This is a genomic window from Planomonospora sp. ID67723, from assembly GCF_015711605.1.
Classification (GTDB): Bacteria; Actinomycetota; Actinomycetes; order Streptosporangiales; family Streptosporangiaceae; genus Planomonospora_A.
This window is the reverse complement of record NZ_JABTEZ010000001.1, coordinates 1,638,784-1,653,601: the sequence shown is the minus strand read 5'-3', so window position 1 is coordinate 1,653,601 and position 14,818 is coordinate 1,638,784. Positions and strand designations below refer to the sequence as shown.

Below are 14,818 nucleotides of genomic sequence, written 5' to 3'. Positions count from 1 at the left end.
GTCGGAGAGGAACCCTCACCTCCGGCCGCACGGCGCCGATGGACGTAGCGCCGATGGGCAGACGTCATTCGCTGGATTGGAGCGGCATGGAACCGACACGGAGCGGTTGGAACCCGTACGACGAGCCGGACGCGCTCATCCCGCGTGTGCTCGCCGAGCACGCCGTTTTCCCGCTGTACCAGCCGATCATCGACCTTGCCACGAGAACCGTGGTGGGCGCCGAGGCGCTGGCGCGCGGCCCGGCCGGCTCGCCGGTCGAGTTCCCGGACGCCCTGTTCACGGCGGCCACCCGGGCCGGGCTGCTGCCGCTGCTCGACCAGCTCTGCGCCACACGGGCGATGGAGATCGCCCGTGACGCGCCGGACGGGGCGCCACCGCTGCTCTTCATCAACGCCGAACCGGCCGCGCTGAGCCATCCGTTCACCCCCGAACTGGTGGATGTGATCAATTCGGAGCGGCCGTACCGGACCGTGCTGGAGTTCACCGAGCGGGCGCTGGCGTCGCATCCGGCGGCGTTGCTGGCCATCGCCAGCCAGGTGCACCAGACCGGCGGCGCGCTCGCCCTGGACGACGTCGGGGCCGACCCTCTCTCACTGGCCTTCCTCCCCCTGGTCGAGCCGGAGGTGGTCAAGCTCGACATGCACCTGCTGCGCAACCCGCACGCGCGGCACACCGTCGAGACCGCCGCGATGGTCAGCGCGCACGCCGAACGGTGCGGGGCGGTGGTCCTGGCCGAGGGCATCGAGACCGAGGAGGACCTGCTCACCGCGCAGGCGCTGGGTGCCCGCTGGGGTCAGGGCTGGCTGTTCGGGCGGCCCGCTCCGCTCAGCGCGATCTCCGGCCTGCCGGTGCACCACTCCACCCGGCTGCGCTCACCCCGTCCGGAGCTGCACCTGCCGTCCGGCACCCCGTTCAACGTGGCCTCGGCACGGCACCGCAGCCGCGCCGGCGACCAGCGGACGATCGACGGGCTGATCGAGTACCTGCTGTCTCTGGCATCGAACGCCGGCCCGTACTCCCTGGTGCTGGGCGCGTACCCGGATCCGGTGGTCGGCCGCTCCTGGCTGCCCCGCCTCGCGTCGCTGGCCGGCACGGCCGCCTTCGTCGGTATCTCCGGCCCCGCTCTGGCCGGTGCGGATCCGCATCCGGTACGGGCGGTGCCGGTGACCGGGCCGGCCGATGCCGAGACGGCACTGGCCGTGGTGGGCCCGCAGGGCACGGCCGCGCTCTGCGTACGGCCCGGCCCGGGAGACAGCGTGGACTTCGTGCTGACCCACGACCCGGACCTGGTCCATGCGGTGGCCCGGATGTTGCTGTGGCGGATGGGTTCCGCGGCCGGGCGGACCGGTTCACCGGCCGACCACCGATGGGGCAGCACCGTCGCAGCGGTCCGTTGACGCGCTCCCCGGCGGTTACACCTGAGGGTGCGGGGGTCAGGTGCGGCGGGTGGCCGACAGGGTGGCGTAGACGATGATGTTGTCGGTGTAGTGGCGGGTCTTGGAGTTGTAGACGCCACCGCAGGTGATCAGGCGGAGCGTGGCCTCGCCGGTGTTGCCGTAGACCCGCCGGGACGGGAAGGCGCTCTTGCTGACCTGCTCGACGCCGTCGACGGTGAACTCCACGACGGCCCCGTCCGAGCGCGACACCTTGATCTTGTCGCCGCGCCTCAGCTCCCGCAGGCGGCTGAAGACGGCCGCCCTGCCGTTGGCGTTGACATGGCCGAGCACGACCGAGGGGCCCTGCTGTCCGGGGATGGGGCCGTACCGGTACCAGCCCGCCAGGCCCGGCTTGCTCAGCGGGGGCGTCTGGACCCGCTGCCTGGCGTCCACCCCGAGGGGCGTCAGCGTGGTCATCACGCCGATCTTCGAGATGGCCAGCTTCCGGGGGACGACCCCGGTGCTCTTGAGCGGCTCGGGCGGCATCACGACGGGCAGCGGGGGCGGCGCGGTGGGCGCGGCGGCGGTCAGCGGCGTGTCCAGCCCGCCCGGACCGACCTGGTCGGGCTGCGCGACCGGGTTCTGGGCCGGATCCTGGACCGGGGGCTGCTGCTCCGGGGCCACGGCCTGGGGCTGGCCCGGCGGCGGACTGGCCGCCTGTGCGGTGGCGTTCGCCTGCGGGACCGGCGGGCCGTACATCTCCTCCTCGGAGGGCGGTGCGAAGTAGGTGAGCAGCCCGGCCATGATCGCGCCGACCCCGCCGAGCGATCCGGCGACCAGCAGGGCCGGGAGCAGCGCGCCCCGCTTCGTCTTGGGCGGAGGGGCCTGACCCGGGTGGCCCGGCTGACCGGGATGGCCCGGGTGGCCCGGCTGTCCGTACGGACCCGGGCGGCCCTGGTACGCCGGATGCCCCCGGTAGGGGTCCGGCGCACCGCCGTGCGGAGTCCCTGGATACATCCCCGGACGCTCCCGCTAGCTCCGGCCGCGCGCGTGCGCCGCGCGACGCCGCCTGAGCATCACACCGCCCATCGCGCTGCCGAACACCATCACCGACCCGAGCCCGACCAGGCCCATCCCCGACCGCTCGTCCTCAGGTCCGACACCGGTGTCCGCGCCGCCCCGGGGGACTCTGGTGACCTGGGGGGTGGTGGGCGTCGCCCGCGTGGGGGTGACGGTCGCGGTCACCGTCATGGTCGGCTTGGCCGTGGCGGTCCCGCCGGGGGTGGCGGTCACCGTGACGGTGGGCTTGGGCGTGGGGGTCGTGGTGGTCGGCGACGGGGAAGGGCTGGCCGACGCCTTCTCCACCTTCACGGTGGCCGTTGTGGTCTTGGAAGGCCTGCAGATCGCGTTGTAGTCGCGCACGTGGGTGTAGAGCTCGGGCTTCGGCTCCCGCAGCACGCGGAAAGCGTCAACGATCATGTACTTGTCGGGCGACTTGTTCTTCAGGACGACTTTGTACGTCCCGTACTTCAGCCCGTTCACCGACCAGAGGGTCTGCTTGGTCCGCTTCACTTCCGCGGGAACCGGAGTGACTTCATCCGCCTCCTTGGAGGCGTCCACCACGTTCGGATCGGAGATGGGAGTCGTCTCGCCACCCCGGTAGATGGCCACCTCCACCTTCCCCATATCGTCGTCGCGCTCGGTGATGTACTCGACGCCCGTTCCCGTGAACTGGAAGCTAACCTCGGCATTGCCAGAAGTGCTGTGGTGAACATCTTTTTCGATATCGTCGACCTTACGATCAACGCTATGACCCCAGCCGTCATTCTGGTAATCGATCTGTTGATCCCCAGTCCCCACAACGCTGTCGTTGACCACGGAAACGAGCTCCGGCGGGACGAACTGAACCGTGAGACTCCTGGGTGTTACCTTGATCTCGCCTTCCTTGCCGACGATGTACGAGCCCGGCGTCAGAGCGGGAAGGGCCAGGCTTTTGCCGTTCTGCAGCGCCTTGTCCACGACGAGCTCGCCCATGGAGTCAAGTGTCCCCACGCCGCTCCAGTAGTCGGATATCCCGGCGCTGCCTCTGGCGATGACCTTGGCCTTGGGCTCGAAATCACCTGGGGCTTTGAAAGGGGAATCCCCCAAGGTCCATTTGAGCTCAAGCGGCTGGCCGATCGGGACCGTCTTCGGAATCGAGACCGTGACCGGGACCTTGGCGCCCGCCGGAACCATCTGACTGGTGGGATTATTGCCAGGAGGGTCTTCTGCGGAGCAGAAGAAATCCGAGATGTAGTTGTCGGTCTCCGCCAGGCTCTGGGAGCTGGACAGGACGACCAGGGAGCCGACCGTCACACCCATGACGGAAGCCGCGACCGTCCCACGGAGTCCAGATCTCCACCGAAACACCGCAACACTCCCGTATGCCAGGACCTGGTCAAAATCTGGTCATCTCACCACAACTAGGCCCGGATCGTACTGCCCCGCGACCTCCTCCAGCAGGGAGATGACAAGACCCACAGGCGACCGTCACAGAGTTGTGATCTCGGCACGTTCCAAGCTCCGGCAGCGAAGTCCCCAACCTCCTGTACCTCCAGGTAACAGAATCGTATTCTGGTCGCTGCCGAGACCGGACACCCCTGCTGGAGGCAGTCAATGCAGCGAGACCTCTTCGACGAGGAGCACGACCTCTTCCGCGAGACCGTGCGCGAGTTCATGGCCCGGGAGGTCGCGCCCCACCACGACCAGTGGGAGAAGGACGGCATCGTCCCCCGCGAGCTGTGGAAGAAGGCCGGCGAGATCGGGATGTTCGGCTTCGGGGTGCCGGAGGAGTTCGGCGGGGCGGGGATCACCGACTTCCGGTACAACGCCGTGATCGTCGAGGAGATCATCCGGATCGGGGCCTCGGGTCTCGGCTTCTCGCTGCACAACGACGTCATGGCGCCGTACTTCGTCGACATCACCAACGACGAGCAGAAGGCCCGCTGGCTGCCCGGGTTCGCGAGCGGGGAGCTGATCACGGCGGTCGCGATGACCGAGCCGGGCGCGGGCAGCGACCTGCAGGGCGTGCGGACCACCGCCCGGCGCGAGGGCGACCACTACGTCGTCAACGGCCAGAAGACCTTCATCACCAACGGCATCAACGCCGACCTGGTCGTGGTCGTGGCCAAGACCGATCCCGACGAGGGCGCCCGGGGGACCTCGCTCCTGGTCGTGGAGCGCGGGATGGAGGGCTTCACCCGGGGCCGCAACCTCGAGAAGATCGGCATGCACGCCCAGGACACCGCCGAGCTGTTCTTCGAGGACGTGCGGGTCCCCGCCGCCAACCTGCTCGGCGAGCAGGAGGGTCAGGGCTTCTTCCAGCTCATGGCCAACCTGCCGCAGGAGCGCCTGTCGATCGCCGTGGCCGCCGTGGCCGCCGCCGAGACGGTCCTGGCGACGACCGTCGAGTACTGCAAGAGCCGCAAGGCCTTCGGGCGCAACATCGGCAGCTTCCAGAACACCCGGTTCGTCCTGGCCGAGCTGGACACCGAGGTCGAGATCGCCCGGCACTACCTGGACAAGTGCATCCGCGCCCTCAACGCCAAGCAGCTCAGCGTCGTCGACGCCGCCAAGGCCAAGTGGTGGACCACCGAGCTGCAGACCAAGGTCATCGACCGCTGCCTCCAGCTCCACGGCGGCTACGGCTACATGATGGAGTACCCCGTCGCCAAGGCCTGGATCGACAGCCGCGTGCAGACCATCTACGGCGGCACCACCGAGATCATGAAGGAGATCATCGGCCGCTCCTTCGGCTTCTGACCGCCGCCGCGTCCCGGCCGGCCCGATCCGAGCGGGGTGATCCTCGTCACCACGCCGCATCGGGCCGCACGGCGGCGCATACTGGTCAGCGAAGGCTCCCCCGAGGCGGTGACGATGGACAGCGGACTGATCCTGCTTGTCTTCCTGGCGTTCCTGTTCGCCTGGGGCCTGAACCGCATGCGCCGGGCGCTGCGGTTCGGCCCGGTCGCCTACACGGGCGTGATGATCGTGTTCATCATCGCGATGCTCGCCGTCTGGGGCCAGACCATGCGCTGACCCGCGGGTCTCCGGTCCACAGCCGGGACCCCGCCGTCGGGACGCGGCCCCGCCGATCCGGTCCGGGGAGACGGGTCACCGGGCCGAGGCCTCCAGCAGCACCCGGGCGACCATCTCGGGGTCGTCGCTCATCGGCAGGTGCCCGCAGCCCCGCAGCAGCTTCACCCGCTGCCCCGACCACTTGGCGGCCCGTACGGCCTGCCGCCGCAGCAGCAGGCGGTCGCGCTCGCCCCAGGCGACCGTGATCGGCACCTTCGGCGGGGCCGGGGGCATCAGCCAGGCGAACGAGTCGAGCGTCTCGTCGAAGCCCGGGGAGTTCCGCAGCGCCTCGCCCGCGGCGAGGACCGCCTCGTCGGAGAGCCTGCCCGGGTGGGCCACCATCATCCCCACCGAGATCGCCTTGGCGACCGGGTTGCCGGCCGTCATCGCGGCCCGCTCCGGCGGGACGGCGAGCGCGGCGCCCCGGGTCGCCCGGAGCACGGCCCGCGCGTAGGCGAGCTCCCCCCGGCTCCAGAACCCCGCCGGGGAGAGCGCGCACGCCGTACGGACGACGCCGCGGGAGGCGAGCTCCAGCGCGACGTACCCGCCGAGGGAGTTGCCCGCCACGTGCGGCTCGCGGATCCCGAGCACGGCGCAGAAGGACTCGACCGCGTCGGCGAGCGTCTCGGCCGTGTACGGCGTGCCGGGCGGCAGCGGCGGAGAGACGCCGAAGCCCGGCAGGTCCACCGCGATCACGTCGCGCTCCGCGGCCAGCCGGTCGAGCACCGGCAGCCATGCCTGCCAGTGGTGCCCGATGCCGTGCACCAGGATCAGGGGCGCCCCGGCCCCGCGGCGTTCGAAGGCCAGCTCCATGGGAACCACTCAAGCACCGATCGGGGCCGCGGCCTAGCGGGACTTCGCGGAAATGCCGCCGGACGGCCTGACGGGACCCCTGGCGGGACCTCTAGCGGGACTTGGTGGGGATCTCGAACCAGACGGCCTTGCCCTCCGTGGTGGGGCGCGAGCCCCAGCGCTTGGCGAGCTGGTCGACGAGGTACAGGCCGCGGCCGCCCTCGTCGTTCTCGCCCGCGCTGCGGATGCGGGGAAGGCGCAGGTCCTGGTCGAAGACCTCCACCCAGACCGACTCCCCGCCCCGGCGGAGCCGGAGCGTGAACTCCTTCTCGGCGACGATGTCGTCGTCGAAGCCGGGGACGTCCCAGGAGTCCTCGAAGCTGCTCAGCATCCCGCCGTCCATCACCAGTTCCCTGCGCGGGATGCTGGCGCTGGCCGCGTGCAGCACGACGTTCGTCACCACCTCGGAGACGAGCAGGCAGGCGAGCTCGGCGCGCTCCTCCGGGACGTTCCATCCGGCGAACGCCTCGGCCGCCATCCGCCTGGCCTCGCTGACCATGATCGGCTGAGCCGAGAAGGTGCGCTCCTCGACGTCCAGGTCGGCGGCGGAGGACCTGACCACCAGGATGGCCATGTCGTCGTCGATCTCGCCGGGCACCGCGACCGTGGCGGCGTCGGCGATGCGCTCCACCGAGGCGCCGGACAGCTCGACGAGCTTGTCGCACAGGACCGCGAGCATCTCCTCGTCGCTGGGCGGCAGTTCGCCGGAGTCGCGCACGGGACGGCGGTCCACGAGGCCGTCGGTGTAGAGGAGCAGGGAGGCGCCGGGCGGGAGCGTCCGGGTCTCCTCCTTGTAGACCAGGTCGGCGTGGACCCCCTTGGCCCGGACGCCGAGGGGCTGGCCGACCTCCTTGATGTCGAGCTCGACACAGGTGCCGTCGACGAGCAGCAGCGGCGGGGCGTGCCCGGCGTTGGCGAAGGAGAGCTGGCGCGACCAGGCGTCGTAGACGAGGTACTGGCAGGTGACGATGGGAGGGACGCTGATGTCCGCGCCGCTGTCGTCCTGCTCCGGGGTGGCGATGATCCGCGTCCACTCGTCGAGCCGGGCGAGGATCTCCGCGGGGGGCTTGTCGTCCTGGGCGAAGGCGCGCAGCGCGGCCCTCAGCTGCCCCATGACGGCGGCGGCCTTGGCCCCCCTGCCCTCCACGTCGCCGATGACGATGCCGACCCGGCCCGCCGAGAGCGGGATCACGTCGTACCAGTCGCCGCCGACCTGGGTCTGGATCCCCTGGCCGTGCGAGGCGAGCGGGGCGGCCGGGTAGTAGCGGACCGCGATCTCCAGCCCGTCGAGCTGGGGCAGGGCGCGGGGCAGCAGATGCTTCTGGAAGGACTCGGCGGTATGCCGCTCCTCCTCGAACAGCAGCGCGTTGTCCACGGCCAGCGCGACCCGGGTGGCGATGGCCCCGACGAAGTCGCGGTCGAAGGTGTCGTAGTGCGGGCTGCGCCGGTCGGTCAGGTTGGACAGACCGAGGTACATCAGCCCGAGGGTCTCCCCGCGCACGCACAGCGGCGCGACGATGGCGGAGGTCATGCCGATCTCGGCGGCCAGCCGGGTGCTGCCCTCACCGGGGCTGGGGTAGTTGGTCTGGGCGAAGTCCTCGACCAGGATCGTCTCCTGGCGGCGGAGCGCGGTGTCGGCGTAGTGGCCCGCCGGGTAGCGGATCTCGGCGCCGAGCGGGGCCCAGGTGTTCGGCGGCGGGCTCCAGCCCTGGACGTGGGTGGAGACCCTCCGGGTGAGCCGGTCGCCCTCCATCAGCTCGATGAAGCAGTGGTCGGCGAACTGCGGGACGAGCATCTCGGCGACGCGCTTGAGCGTCTCCTCGACGTAGAGCGAGCCGGCCAGGCGCTCGCCGATCCGCTCCAGCAGGCCGAAGCGGTCCTTCTCCCGCTCGTTGCTCCGCATGGCCTCGCGGGCGGTGACGACGATGCCCGTCACCGATCCCGAGGGGTGCCGCAGCGGCACCGCCTGCGCGCGGACGTAGATCATCGTCCCGTCGTGGCGCTTGACGTCGAAGGTGCCCTCCCACACGCCGCCCTTGAGCACGTGCTTGGCGAGCTCGACGGCGAGCGGGTTGTCCTTCTCCAGGATCCCGAGGGTGAACCCCGGCGGGCCGCCGGGGACGGCCGGGCCGGAGTGGCCGAACAGCCTCTCGGCGAACGGGTTCCAGTAAAGGAGGTTGCTGAACCGGTCGGTGACCACCACCGCCATCTCGGCCTGGTCCAGGACGGAGCCGGCCGAAAGGTGGTCGGCGGCGTCCTCTGATAGATCCCCCCACCGCTTCATCCGGTGACCACCCCTCGGGGACGGCTGTGCGCAAAGCGAACCACGGTTGCTCCTGCTGCAGTCTCGGCGTGGGGGTGGAGGGACCCCCAGGTGGGATTCAACCAAGCAGAAGCGCGCCGGTCAGCGTGTGGCGACGAAAACGTGGGCAGCGACGTCTCGCGGAAGGTCCGCAAGAGAGTTGCCCGCCTCATCGTCACCGATCACCCGCACACCTTCGTCGCTCGCCGCGAGCGTCACCTCGCGTCCGGGTTGTATCCCAACTTGCTTGAGTTTAAGCATCACAGCGGGATCGCTTTGCACTTGTTCGCTAATTCGGCGGACGACAACGGGTATATCCCTCGGTCCGGCCAACTCGGCCATGGACGGCAGCCGCTCCGCCACCGCCGCGGTGACGGCGGTGCCGCCGAGCTCCTCCAGACCCGGGATGGGGTTGCCGTGCGGGTCGCGGGTCGGGTTGTTCAGCAGGCTGACCAGCCGGGCCTCGACGGACTCCGACATCACGTGCTCCCAGCGGCACGCCTCGATGTGCACCTCCTCCCAGGGCAGGCCGATCACCTGGGTGAGCAGGCACTCGGCGAGGCGGTGCTTGCGCATGACCCGGGTGGCGAGCGTGCGGCCCAGGTCGGTCATGGTCAGGTGCCGGTCGCCCTCGACCCGGACCAGGCCGTCGCGTTCCATCCGCGCGACCGTCTGGCTGACGGTCGGGCCGCTCTGCTGAAGCCGCTCGGCGATTCGCGCACGCAGAGGGACGATCCCCTCCTCTTCCAATTCGAAGATCGTACGGAGGTACATCTCCGTGGTGTCGATCAGGCCGTGTGCGGTCAAGGCTCCTCCCGTCCTGTCTCGATGTTGCGTTCGTCTCAGTTCGTCTGGATCCGCCGCGCGCCGCCTCCACGAGACCGCGTGAACGGAAAAGTCCTGCGGACCGACCCTATTGGGAGAACCGGCACCGGGGGCCCTCGACGGCAAAGGACGGCAACACCACGATGCCTTGAATCCTTCCCTATCCCATCAAAGGCCGCATCCCATCAAACACCGCGTGATGCCGCGCGATATTTCCGGAACGCCGGTACGGCGAGCCCGGCCGCGAGCACCGCGACCGCGCACGCGACCCCGCCGCCGACCCACGCGCCGGTGGCGCCGAACCAGGTCGCCGTGGCCCCGGCCCGCAGGTCGCCCAGGCGAGGGCCGCCGGCGACCACGACCGTGAACACGCCCTGCATCCGGCCGCGCATCTCGTCGGGCGCGTAGGTCTGCAGGATCGTCTGCCGCCACACGGCCGAGACCAGGTCGGCGGCGCCGCCCACCGCGAGCAGGGCCACCATCAGCCACAGCTCGCCGACGAGCCCGGCCGCGGCCACGCTGGCCCCCCAGACGGCGATCGTGAACGTGAGCGCCAGTCCCTGGCGCCGCACCCGGCCGACCCAGCCCGAGAGCAGGCCGCCGACGACCGAGCCGATGGCGATGCTCGCCGAGAGCCAGCCGAAGGCGACCATCGAGCCGCCGAACCGCTCCGCCGCGACCTCCGGGAACAGCGCCCTCGGCAGCGCGAACGCCATCGCGATGATGTCCACGACGAACGACATCATCACCACCGGATGCCCGGAGATGTAGCGCAGCCCGTCGACGACCGAGCGCAGGCCGGGCCTGGTCACCTCGCCGAGGGGCGCGAGCCGCGGCAGCCGTACCGCCGCGTAGAAGCCCGCGCCGAACAGCAGCGCGTCGATGAGGTAGGCGGTGGCGAAGGTCCCCCGGGCGAGCACGAAGCCCGCGACCAGCGGGCCGACCGCCATGCCGACGCTGGTGACCAGGAAGTTGAGGGTGTTGGCCGCCGGTACCTCCTCGACCGGGACCAGCCTGGGGATGATCGCGCCCCGGGTCGGGCCGGTGATGGCGAACCCGGTGGCGTGCACCGCCACGGTGGCCAGCAGCAGCCCGACGTCGTCCATCCCCAGCACGGCCTGGAGCAGCAGGGCGAGCGTGGCGGCCCAGGCGATCAGCGCACCGGTGATCAGCAGCCTGCGCCGGTCGACCGCGTCGGCGACCGCACCGCCCCAGAGCCCGAAGACGACCAGCGGGACGAGGTTCGCCGGGCCCAGCATGCCGACCCAGAAGGACGAGCCGGTGATGGCGTAGATCTGGGCGCTGACCGCCACCGAGGTGATCTGGAAGCCGACGAACGACACGCCCTGGCCCGCCCAGAGCCGCCGGTAGGCGGGGATGGCGAGCGGCCGGGTGTCCACCATGTGCCTGCGCACGAACTCCGACAAACCCACAGTGACCCCCTGGATTCCCCCTGGCCGGACAACTCCGGGCGTTCCGGCGGAAAGACCAGGATCTCAGGGAGCCAGCCGCTCGATGACCCAGGAGGCCCCCGAACGGCGGTAGCGGAGCCGGTCGTGCATGCGGTCGAGCTGCCCCTGCCAGAACTCCACCTCCGCGGGTACGACCCGGAACCCGCCCCAGAAGTCGGGCACCGGCGGTTCCTGCGGCCAGCGCTGCTCCAGCTTCGCGTACCGCTCCTCCAGCTCCTCCCGTGAGCTCACGACCGCGGACTGGCGCGAGGCCCAGGCGCCGATCTGCGAGCCGTACGGCCGGGACCTGAAGTAGTCGGCCGACTCCTCCCGCGACAGCCGTACGGCCCTGCCCTCCACCCGCACCTGGCGGCGGATCTCGTGCCAGGGGAACAGCAGGCTCGCCCGGGGGTTCTCGGCGAGGTCGCGGCCCTTGCGCGACTCGTAGTTGGTGTAGAAGACGAACCCGCTCTCGTCGTAGCCCTTGAGCAGCACGGTCCTGGCCGTCGGCCGGCCGCCCGCCGAGCAGGTCGCGACGACCATCGCGTTCGGTTCGGGGAGCCCGGCGTCCACGGCCTCGCCGAACCAGGCGGCGAACTGCGAGACGGGGTCGGATGCGAGGTCGGCCTCCAGCAGGGGTAGGCCCTCATAGGTGCGGCGAAGTCCCGCCAGTGACGGCGGGCGCGAGGTGGAGTCCACGAAACGGTATTGTCGCGTGTCCGGCGGGGAGCCTGCGCACCGCCCCTCACCAGGGGCGATCGCCTTCCGGTGGGTCCGGTGACACAGCGCCGTAACCCAGCGGGTTGAATATGACTCGCCGGTATCTCGACATCAAGGCTTTGACTTCAAGAAAGGGAGGCGGCCGAGAATGTCCGACTTCAAACCCGGGCTCGAAGGCGTCGTAGCTTTCGAGACGGAGATCGCGGAACCGGACAAAGAAGGGGGCGCCCTCCGCTACCGGGGCGTCGACATCGAAGAGCTGGTCGGCCGCGTCTCGTTCGGCAACGTGTGGGGCCTGCTCGTCGACAACAAGTTCCAGCCGGGTCTCCCCCCGGCCGAGCGCTACCCCATTCCTGTCCATTCCGGTGACATCCGCGTCGACGTGCAGAGTGCGCTGGCCATGCTGGCCCCCCACTACGGCTTCAAGCCGCTGCTCGACATCGACGAGGACGAGGCGCGCGACAACCTCGCGCGCGCCAGCGTGACGGCCCTCAGCTTCGTCGCCCAGTCGGCGCGCGGCCAGGGCCAGCCAGTGGTTCCCGAGAAGCGGGTCGACGAGGCCGAGAGCATCGTCGAGCGCTTCATGGTCCGCTGGCGCGGCGAGCCCGACCCCAAGCACGTCAAGGCCATCGACGCCTACTGGGTGTCGGCGGCCGAGCACGGCATGAACGCCTCCACCTTCACCGCCCGCGTCATCGCCTCCACCGGCGCCGACGTCTCCGCGGCGCTGAGCGGCGCGGTCGGCGCGATGTCGGGCCCGCTGCACGGCGGCGCCCCGGCCCGCGTGCTGCACATGATCGAGGGTGTCGAGCAGGTCGGCGACGCCAAGAAGTACGTCCAGAGCGAGCTGGACAAGGGCCAGCGCCTCATGGGCTTCGGCCACCGCGTCTACCGCGCCGAGGACCCCCGCGCCCGCGTGCTCCGCCGTACCGCCAAGGAGCTCGACGCTCCGCGCTACGAGGTCGCCGCCGCGCTGGAGAAGGCCGCGCTGGAGGAACTGCACGCCCGCAAGCCCGACCGGGTGCTCGCCACCAACGTCGAGTACTGGGCCGCGGTCATCCTGGACTTCGCCCAGGTGCCCTCGCACATGTTCACCTCGATGTTCACCTGCGCCCGCACGGCGGGCTGGGCCGCCCACATCCTGGAGCAGAAGCGCACGGGCAGGCTCGTCCGCCCCAGCGCCGACTACGTGGGCCCGGCCCAGCGCGCGGTCACCGAGGTCCCCGGCGCCGCCGAGATCCTCGACAACGCCTGACCCCCGCCCGGTACGGCTCGCGCGGTCCCATCAGGCCCGCGCGGGTCACACGTACCCGGCTTCCGGCCCGGATCCCGTGACGGCGATCCGGGCCGCACGGCTGTCGCACGGACGATCCCGCGCGGCAGCCGTTCCGCATTCCAGTCGCGTCCATCTCAAAGTCCGGACCCCGGTCTAGTCCAATTCGAGGGCTTAGTAGGCTGGTCAGCGTGGCTGACATCGTGATTCCCTCTGACCTCAAGCCCGCCGACGGCCGTTTCGGCTGCGGGCCCTCGAAGGTGCGCCCCGAGCAGCTCTCCGCGCTCGCGGCCTCCGGCTCCTCGGTGCTGGGCACCTCGCACCGCCAGAAGCCGGTGAAGTCCCTCGTCGGGCGCGTGCGCGCGGGCCTGTCAGAGCTGTTCTCCCTTCCCGAGGGGTACGAGGTCGTCCTCGGCAACGGCGGCACCACCGCGTTCTGGGACATCGCCGCCTTCGGGCTCGTCCGCGAGAAGTCGCAGCACCTGCACTTCGGCGAGTTCTCCTCCAAGTTCGCCTCCGTGGTGGCCAAGGCCCCGTGGCTGGGCGACCCGAGCGTCATCAAGTCCGAGGTCGGCAGCCACCCCGAGGCCGTCACCGAGGCCGGCGTGGACGTCTACGCGCTCACCCACAACGAGACCTCGACCGGCGTCGCGATGCCGATCAGGCGCGTCGGCGAGGAGGGCTCGCTCGTCCTCGTGGACGCCACCTCCGGCGCCGGCGGCCTGCCCGTCGACATCAGCGAGACCGACGTCTACTACTTCGCCCCGCAGAAGAGCTTCGCCTCCGACGGCGGCCTGTGGATCGCCCTGATGTCGCCGGCCGCGCTGGCCCGGGTCGAGGAGATCGCCGGCAGCGGGCGCTACATCCCCGAGTTCTTCAGCCTGCCGATCGCGATCGACAACTCCTCCAAGGACCAGACCTACAACACCCCGGCGGTCGCCACCCTGTTCCTGCTCGCCGAGCAGATCGAGTGGATGAACGGCAACGGCGGCCTGGCCTGGACCACCGCCCGCACCGCCGACTCGGCGAGCCGCCTCTACACCTGGGCGGAGAAGACCTCCTACACCACGCCGTTCGCGGGACCGGAGTTCCGCTCCAACGTGGTCGGCACGATCGACTTCTCCGACGGGGTGGACGCCGCCGCGGTCGCCAAGGTGCTGCGCGCCAACGGCATCGTCGACGTCGAGCCCTACCGCAAGCTCGGCCGCAACCAGCTGCGCGTCGCGATGTTCCCGTCGATCGACCCGGCCGACGTCGAGGCGCTGACCCACTGCATCGACCACGTGGTCGAGCGGCTCTAGTTTCCATCGTCAGCCCCGGGGACGGCCGGCCGTCCCCGGGTCCGGCTCCGCGGGCCTTCGCCCCTCTGCACGCCGTACGCCGCCGCCCGGAGCCGCTTCCCCTCACCTCCGCCCCGGGCCGAGGACGCCTTCCCGGTCACGGCTCCGTGCCCCGTGCGGGCGGAGCGGCTGCCTCCCGTCGTCCGGCCGCGGAGGGAACGCAGACCGCGAACCTCCCGTGCCGCCGCGCCGCCCGGCCCGCCGTCACATCTCAGCTTCCTTCCAATGAAGGCACTTGCTGTAGTCCCAGTTCCACAGGGTGCACACCCTCGCCCGCTCCTTCGCGTCGTCCCGGTCCACGAACCTCGTGATGATCTGGTCGCCCTCTATGCGGGAAAGCCCTTCCTTCGTGTCGTAGTCGATTCCCATCTCGGTCTGGAGCTCCAGGCTCGCGACGGCGTACTTGCCCTTCGCCTCCGGATACTGCTCGAACACCTGCTTGACCGCCTCGAAGAAGGCGGCGTGTTCCGTAGGGATGATGTCGTGGATCGCCTTCACGGGTGACTCCTCGCCATATGACGGCTTGGACGCCTCAAATGGCCGTCAGAAGCCGTCGGGTGACC

At 70.5% G+C, this 14,818-nt stretch carries 13 protein-coding genes; 5 read left to right on the top strand and 8 right to left on the bottom strand.

What is annotated here, in order from left to right:
* Positions 1 to 86: 86 nt before the first annotated feature.
* The gene (locus HS041_RS07910) at positions 87 to 1,397 is read left to right on the top strand and encodes an EAL domain-containing protein (RefSeq protein WP_196439827.1); all 1,311 of its coding nucleotides are present in this window, start codon (positions 87 to 89) and stop codon (positions 1,395 to 1,397) included.
* Between the two features lie 36 nt (positions 1,398 to 1,433).
* Here the strand turns inward: HS041_RS07910 and HS041_RS07905 are convergent, their stop codons facing one another.
* Both HS041_RS07905 and HS041_RS07900 read right to left on the bottom strand, forming a co-directional pair.
* Positions 1,434 to 2,393: a class F sortase gene (locus HS041_RS07905; RefSeq protein ID WP_196439826.1), complete on the bottom strand. Its 960-nt coding sequence runs from the start codon at positions 2,391 to 2,393 to the stop codon at positions 1,434 to 1,436.
* 15 nt (positions 2,394 to 2,408) lie between these two features.
* Complete coding sequence (locus tag HS041_RS07900) at positions 2,409 to 3,737, bottom strand: hypothetical protein (protein ID WP_196439825.1); 1,329 nt, start codon at positions 3,735 to 3,737, stop codon at positions 2,409 to 2,411.
* 294 nt (positions 3,738 to 4,031) lie between these two features.
* On the opposite strand from HS041_RS07900, the gene HS041_RS07895 reads away from it, so the two are divergent.
* Both HS041_RS07895 and HS041_RS07890 read left to right on the top strand, forming a co-directional pair.
* On the top strand, positions 4,032 to 5,177 hold the full coding sequence (locus tag HS041_RS07895; protein ID WP_196439824.1) for an acyl-CoA dehydrogenase family protein: 1,146 nt from the start codon (positions 4,032 to 4,034) through the stop codon (positions 5,175 to 5,177).
* A gap of 36 nt (positions 5,178 to 5,213) precedes the next feature.
* Complete coding sequence (locus HS041_RS07890; RefSeq protein WP_196440911.1) at positions 5,214 to 5,453, top strand: hypothetical protein; 240 nt, start codon at positions 5,214 to 5,216, stop codon at positions 5,451 to 5,453.
* A 75-nt stretch (positions 5,454 to 5,528) separates the two neighbouring features.
* On the opposite strand, the gene HS041_RS07885 is transcribed toward HS041_RS07890, so the two are convergent.
* From HS041_RS07885 to pdxH, 5 genes are all read right to left on the bottom strand, one after another.
* Positions 5,529 to 6,305 (bottom strand): alpha/beta fold hydrolase, encoded by a 777-nt coding sequence (locus HS041_RS07885; protein WP_196439823.1) that lies wholly within the window; start codon positions 6,303 to 6,305, stop codon positions 5,529 to 5,531.
* Positions 6,306 to 6,396: 91 nt separating this feature from the next.
* Entirely contained in the window at positions 6,397 to 8,628 is a 2,232-nt protein-coding gene (locus HS041_RS07880) for an ATP-binding SpoIIE family protein phosphatase (protein WP_196439822.1), read from the bottom strand.
* A 120-nt stretch (positions 8,629 to 8,748) separates the two neighbouring features.
* Positions 8,749 to 9,453, bottom strand: a complete 705-nt coding sequence (locus HS041_RS07875) for an iron-dependent transcriptional repressor DtxR (protein ID WP_196439821.1) — start codon at positions 9,451 to 9,453, stop codon at positions 8,749 to 8,751.
* Positions 9,454 to 9,656: 203 nt separating this feature from the next.
* The gene (locus tag HS041_RS07870) at positions 9,657 to 10,904 is read right to left on the bottom strand and encodes an MFS transporter (protein ID WP_307845203.1); all 1,248 of its coding nucleotides are present in this window, start codon (positions 10,902 to 10,904) and stop codon (positions 9,657 to 9,659) included.
* Positions 10,905 to 10,967: 63 nt separating this feature from the next.
* Entirely contained in the window at positions 10,968 to 11,621 is a 654-nt protein-coding gene (gene pdxH / locus HS041_RS07865) for a pyridoxamine 5'-phosphate oxidase (protein WP_196439820.1), read from the bottom strand.
* A gap of 169 nt (positions 11,622 to 11,790) precedes the next feature.
* Here pdxH and HS041_RS07860 point away from each other — a divergent pair, with 169 nt between their 5' ends.
* Positions 11,791 to 12,897, top strand: coding sequence for a citrate synthase 2 (locus HS041_RS07860; protein ID WP_196439819.1), 1,107 nt, complete (start codon positions 11,791 to 11,793; stop codon positions 12,895 to 12,897).
* A gap of 209 nt (positions 12,898 to 13,106) precedes the next feature.
* Positions 13,107 to 14,216 carry a phosphoserine transaminase gene (gene serC / locus HS041_RS07855; protein ID WP_196439818.1) on the top strand — a complete coding sequence of 370 codons (1,110 nt, stop codon included), beginning with the start codon at positions 13,107 to 13,109 and terminating at the stop codon, positions 14,214 to 14,216.
* A gap of 243 nt (positions 14,217 to 14,459) precedes the next feature.
* On the opposite strand, the gene HS041_RS07850 is transcribed toward serC, so the two are convergent.
* Entirely contained in the window at positions 14,460 to 14,753 is a 294-nt protein-coding gene (locus HS041_RS07850; RefSeq protein WP_196439817.1) for a hypothetical protein, read from the bottom strand.
* Positions 14,754 to 14,818 lie beyond the last annotated feature (65 nt).

Excerpts from the sequence above, each read along its gene's own strand:
- HS041_RS07860 (WP_196439819.1), top strand. The coding sequence starts at position 11,791 with ATGTCCGACTTCAAACCCGGGCTCGAAGGCGTCGTAGCTTTCGAGACG.
- HS041_RS07895 (WP_196439824.1), top strand. The coding sequence starts at position 4,032 with ATGCAGCGAGACCTCTTCGACGAGGAGCACGACCTCTTCCGCGAGACC.
- HS041_RS07885 (WP_196439823.1), bottom strand. The coding sequence starts at position 6,305 with ATGGAGCTGGCCTTCGAACGCCGCGGGGCCGGGGCGCCCCTGATCCTG.
- HS041_RS07900 (WP_196439825.1), bottom strand. The coding sequence starts at position 3,737 with ATGGGTGTGACGGTCGGCTCCCTGGTCGTCCTGTCCAGCTCCCAGAGC.
- HS041_RS07910 (WP_196439827.1), top strand. The coding sequence starts at position 87 with ATGGAACCGACACGGAGCGGTTGGAACCCGTACGACGAGCCGGACGCG.
- HS041_RS07880 (WP_196439822.1), bottom strand. The coding sequence starts at position 8,628 with ATGAAGCGGTGGGGGGATCTATCAGAGGACGCCGCCGACCACCTTTCG.
- HS041_RS07905 (WP_196439826.1), bottom strand. The coding sequence starts at position 2,393 with ATGTATCCAGGGACTCCGCACGGCGGTGCGCCGGACCCCTACCGGGGG.